The sequence below is a fragment of the Atribacter sp. genome, assembly GCF_035418125.1.
GTDB lineage: Bacteria > Atribacterota > Atribacteria > Atribacterales > Atribacteraceae > Atribacter > Atribacter allofermentans.
The window spans coordinates 1-5,225 of the sequence record NZ_DAOLQM010000153.1; the positions used below are offsets into that span (position 1 = coordinate 1).

The 5,225-nt window shown below is 32.9% G+C and carries 5 protein-coding genes; 4 read left to right on the plus strand and 1 reads right to left on the minus strand.

Features of this window, described 5'->3' with window-relative positions:
- From PLK24_RS07985 to mnmE, 3 genes are all read left to right on the plus strand, one after another.
- The coding region (locus PLK24_RS07985) for a YidC/Oxa1 family membrane protein insertase (protein WP_324477965.1) at positions 1-716 on the plus strand (716 nt) is incomplete at its 5' end.
- Complete coding sequence (jag, locus tag PLK24_RS07990) at positions 700-1,509, plus strand: RNA-binding cell elongation regulator Jag/EloR (protein ID WP_324477967.1); 810 nt, start codon at positions 700-702, stop codon at positions 1,507-1,509. The genes PLK24_RS07985 and jag, both read left to right, overlap by 17 nt.
- Entirely contained in the window at positions 1,445-2,881 is a 1,437-nt protein-coding gene (mnmE, locus tag PLK24_RS07995; RefSeq protein WP_324477969.1) for a tRNA uridine-5-carboxymethylaminomethyl(34) synthesis GTPase MnmE, read from the plus strand. The genes jag and mnmE overlap by 65 nt, the downstream gene beginning before the upstream one ends.
- A gap of 154 nt (positions 2,882-3,035) precedes the next feature.
- On the opposite strand, the gene rsmG is transcribed toward mnmE, so the two are convergent.
- Positions 3,036-3,761, minus strand: a complete 726-nt coding sequence (rsmG, locus tag PLK24_RS08000; RefSeq protein ID WP_324477971.1) for a 16S rRNA (guanine(527)-N(7))-methyltransferase RsmG — start codon at positions 3,759-3,761, stop codon at positions 3,036-3,038.
- Positions 3,762-4,461: 700 nt separating this feature from the next.
- On the opposite strand from rsmG, the gene PLK24_RS08005 reads away from it, so the two are divergent.
- Positions 4,462-5,225: tRNA (adenine-N1)-methyltransferase (locus PLK24_RS08005; RefSeq protein ID WP_324477973.1), on the plus strand; the 764-nt coding region annotated here is incomplete at its 3' end.

Sequence of the window (5,225 nt, forward strand, 5' to 3'; positions counted from 1 at the left end):
GATGGACCCATAATTATGGAATTTCAATAATTCTTTTAACTGCTGTTATTCGTATAGCTCTTTATCCAGTGATTCATAAACAAAATTTGTCAACAAGAGCCATGCAGGAGTTGCAACCAGAAATAAAGAAACTGCAGGAGAAACATAAAAGTGATCCTCAAAAACTAAATCAAGAAATAATGAGCCTTTATAAAGAAAAAGGAGTCAGTCCTTTGGGGGGATGCCTTCCTTTATTAATTCAACTCCCGTTTCTGTTTGTTCTTTATAGAGTCTTAGTGAATTATGATTATGGTCAAGCAGGATTTCTCTGGTTACCCAGCCTTTCGGCCGCTGATCCCTATTATATTTTGCCTTTATTAATGGGATTTACAACCTTTTTGCAACAGAGAATGACTGTGCCAGTTGCCGGAGCAGAAGGTTCACAGCAAAATATGATCATGATGATTGTTATGCCAATATTCTTGGTGTTTATTAGTTGGAGTCTTCCTTCGGGAGTGCTCCTTTATTGGTTTGTTTCAAACCTATTCTATATTTTCCAGCAATATATGGTAAACATTAAAACCCCAAAACCAATAGTCTCAACAGTTACAAATCCAATAATTGAAGCCAACCCGAAAGATGCCGTAGACATTGTAGAAGAAAAGAAAGTTTCTTCCCGAGTTTCTTCTCCAGAAATCAAGAAAAAAGGGGGCAAGAAACATGCGAAGAAGCGTTGAAGTTTCTGGAAAGACTGTTGAAGAAATACTCGAAAGAGCTTCGCGCTATTTTGACGTACCAAAAGAAAACCTTTCCTATGAAGTGCTATCTGAAAGCCGAGGGTTTCTCGGAATACTGGTACCTCGTACGGTGAGAGTTCGAGTATGGGTTGAAAGCGACAATAATCAAACCGAAGAATCGGTACCTATTGGAGTAAATAAAGAAGAACCGGGAAATGAGTTTGCCAGAGAAAATTCTAATTTAACCTCAGAAAATTTAGAAGAAGAGAATTTTCAAGATTTGGAAAAAGCTCGGGAAGAAATACGAGAATTTTTCGAAAATCTTATCGAAAAAATGAACATTAATATTGAGTACCATGTTCGAGAAAATGGAAAAAAAGTATTCCTTGACATTGATGGTGAAGACTCTGGATTACTCATTGGAAAGCACGGAGAAACCTTAGAAGCCTTAGAATCATTCTTAAAAATTCTTCTGGTAAAAAATGGATACGCACATATTGGTTTGGATGTTGACGTATCAGGCTATAAGAAGCGTCGAGAAGAAACACTTACCAAGTTAGCATGTAAAATGGCTTCAAAAGTGATACAAGGTCGACGTCGATTTAAATTTGAACCGATGAATGCAAGAGAACGAAGAATTATTCATACCACACTTAAAGATCATCCGAGAGTTATAACTTATAGCATTGGTGAAGAACCAGAAAGAAGAGTTGTAGTCGATTTAAAAAATGAAAAAAGAAAAGAATCAAATCAAAGAAAGCATCCAACGACAAGAAAGAAACCAAGAAATTAGAGAGACTATTGTTGCAGCTTCAACTCCACTAGGAGTGGGCGCAGTTGGTATCGTTAAGCTCAGTGGGAGAGATTCAATTGAAATAGCGTCAAAGGTATGCAAATTAAGATCAGGAAAGAAAATACAAAAGCTCCCAAGTTTTAAATTGACACTCTGTGATATTATTGACGATAACAATAAGGCTCTTGATGAGGGTTTAGTTGTCCTCATGCGAGAGCCTTTTTCTTATACCAGAGAAAATGTTGTAGAAATTCAAGTTCATAGTAGCACTTTAATAATACAAAAAATCATTCAAATTTGTATTATTAAAGGTGCTCGATTGGCAGAACCAGGAGAATTCACAAAAAGAGCCTTTTTAAATGGAAGAATATCTCTCAATCAAGCAGAATCAATAGCTGAAATAGTTAAGGCACAATCAGAAAAAGCACTTTATAGTTTATATCAAAATCTACGAGGGATGTTTGGAGAAAAAATTTCCGAATGGCAGAAAAGCTTAATATTAATACAAGCAAATATTCAAGTGGAATGTGACTTTTCTGATCGAATAGGAACCTCTGATATAAAAAATTCCATCATTGAAGAAATAAATACCATAAGGCAAAATATAAAACAACAATATGACAAGAGTAAAAAATTTCAAAATTTACAAAACGGTCTTTTAGTTGTGATTTGTGGTAAACCGAATGTAGGAAAATCAAGTTTGTTAAATGCTATCCTTGGAAAAGAAAGGGCGATCGTTACACCGATTCCAGGGACAACCCGCGACGCTATTGAAGAATTATTTCTTATTGAAGGCTTCCCTTTTCGCTTTGTTGATACAGCAGGTATACGTGAAAGCCAAAACTATATTGAGAAAATTGGAATTAATAAGACCAAAAAATATTTAGAAGAAGCTCATTTAGTCATTGTAATATTTGATCGAAGCCAAGAATTGAATAATGAAGATTATATGTTAGTAGATTTGGTTAGAAAGAAACCCAATATAATAGTATTAAATAAGAGTGACCTGGCTTCAAAGATTGAAATAAAAGATGTTAAAAAACTTTATCCAGAAGAACCGATAATTGAAATATCCGCTCTTTCAGGAAAGGGTATCGATGGATTATTGGATAAAATTATTGAAAAGGTTAAGATAATTAAAGATAATTATGATGAAGATTATTTAGCAATTAACCTCAGACAACAAAACGAACTTTTTAAAACAGCTGCATTTTTAGAGCAAGCCCAAAAATCATTAGAGGAAGGGTTCCCAATTGATCTTATAAGCATTGATATAGATGGAGCTCTTCGATGTTTAAAGAGAATTAGCGGCGAAGATATTGATAAAGATATAGTAAATAGTATATTTACCAATTTTTGCATTGGTAAATAAAGAGATTTTAAAAGATAAAGTATAATTCGATTCTCTGCTAATGCCACCAGGAAAGTATAAATCCTCTCGCTCGTATAAAATGTTGAGTTAAAAATATTTTGTATTTCAATTAAATCCTTTTATTTAAAAAAGCGAGATATTTATTTTAATTAATTTATAAAGGTTTTTTTTGGGGAATACCAATTCGTCTTGGGTAATCTATAGGTGTAGAAGAGGATTTAGAAACAACTATAAAATAGTTCTGTCGGTTAGATAAGGGAATAGGAATACTTAAAATAGATTCTAAGTGACAATTCAACAAGGAAAAGGAATTAGATGAAAGGGATATTTCTTTTTGATAAGAACTGCCCTTAAAAAAGACTGCCTTACCCATCACTTTAATAAAGGGAGTAACTAATTCTAAATTTGTTGATAAAGAGCTTAAGGCACGAGTCATTGCGAAATCAAAATATTCCCGGTATATAGAGTCATGACCTAAAGACTCAGCACGATCACATAAAAAAAAGGAATGCTTAAGATTAAGTTGGCTTGCTACAATTTTTATAAAATTAATTTTTTTATGATTTGAATCAAGATAATAAAAGTGGATATGAGGAAATAAAATGTTTAGTGGTATTCCAGGAATACCAGCACCAGTGCCTACATCAATAGCTGTGTTTATTTCTTTAAGAGGAAAACTGGTTTTTAAAAAAGAGAGACTATCAAAAATGAGATCAACTAAAATATCTACATGCGTTTTAAAACCAGTTAAATTAAAAAGACGATTATTCTTTTCAATCATATTTATAAAAAATAATAATTGATCTTTCTGAGTTGAATTAATTGAAATGTCCAGTTCAATTAGTCCCTTTTCGAGGAGAAAAAGAATTTGTTTATCCACAAGTTATCAACAGTCCTTTTTTTTGAGATAAGTTGTCCATTTATAAAATTTAGAGAATAGTATCTATTGAAAGCACAAAAAAACCTTATTTATCAACAAAAAAATGCTATATAGTTAATATACTTATAATTATAAGGAAAAAAGGAGTAAATTAAACAAAGATATTAAATAGTTATCCACAATTAATTTGCTCAAATTAAAATGTTCCACGTGGAACATTTTAATAATACATAAGTATCTAAATCCGCTAATGTTGTCTATAGTAAAAGATAAAACGAAAACGGTAAAGAGTTGATTATGATAATGAAATATGTTAGTCGTTTATAACTATGATAACGAGTAAAATAATAGAATGAATGTTACTTATAAATAAGAGATTTATGTTACTGCTTTGTCGAACGTTTATTCGATTATCTGTATATTTTTTATAGGCAAGACATCTATACCGGTTTGTCTCACTAAATATAGGTAAAAATACTTATTCAAAAGCAAATCGCCTCTTTTTGTAAATGGGGACAAGGGGGGATTTGAGAGAACCGTAAAAAATTGAATCCCGAACCAACTCCCTTTATCCAAAGGGAGAGGTCAACATAACGGGAAATTGGTTAAAAATGGGTTTTCAGGATAAAATGAAGTTTTGATAGCCTTAGATTTATCATAGGAGAAAATAAAGTCCTTTAAAAAGGAGAAAAGCTAAAATATGTCGATCCAATACGGAGATAGGATTTATATATACATAGATGATGGAAGAGATTATATATTGACTATTCAGGAAGGGAAACAGTTTAGTACTCACCGTGGGAATATATTACATGATGAAATAGCTGGAAGAAGTTATGGTGAAAGTGTATTGACGACAAAAGGCAATAAGGTATATTTATTGCCAGTTGGTATAATAGAAAATATTTACCATATGAGAAGGTCCTCTCAAATCATATATCCCAAAGACCTTGGTTATATCTTGCTTATGTTGGATATAGCCGAAGGTAACCGGGTAATAGATGTGGGATTAGGGAGTGGATCGATGTCAGCTGCTATGGCACGGTTAGTTGGTAATACAGGTAGAGTATATGCTTACGAAAGAAGAGAAGACATGATATCATTGGCGACTCAGAATCTTATTACCTGGAAATTAATTGATAGAGTTACTATTCAGCAGAGAGATATTGAAATTGGTTTTGATGAAAAGGAGATAGATGCTATATTTCTTGATGTGCCTCAACCGTGGGATTATCTTAAACAATGTTGGGACGCTCTTGGGGGTGGTGGAAGATTAGGAATTGTTTCACCTACTGCAGGACAGGTTATGGAGGTCCTGCGTTCTTTGAATAAATTACCATTTATAATAATTGAAGTTTGGGAGAATATGTTTCGCCAATATAAACCGGATCCTTTCACATTTAGACCCTATGATCGTATGGTTGCTCATACTACCTATATGATTTTTACCAGGAAAGTTAACGA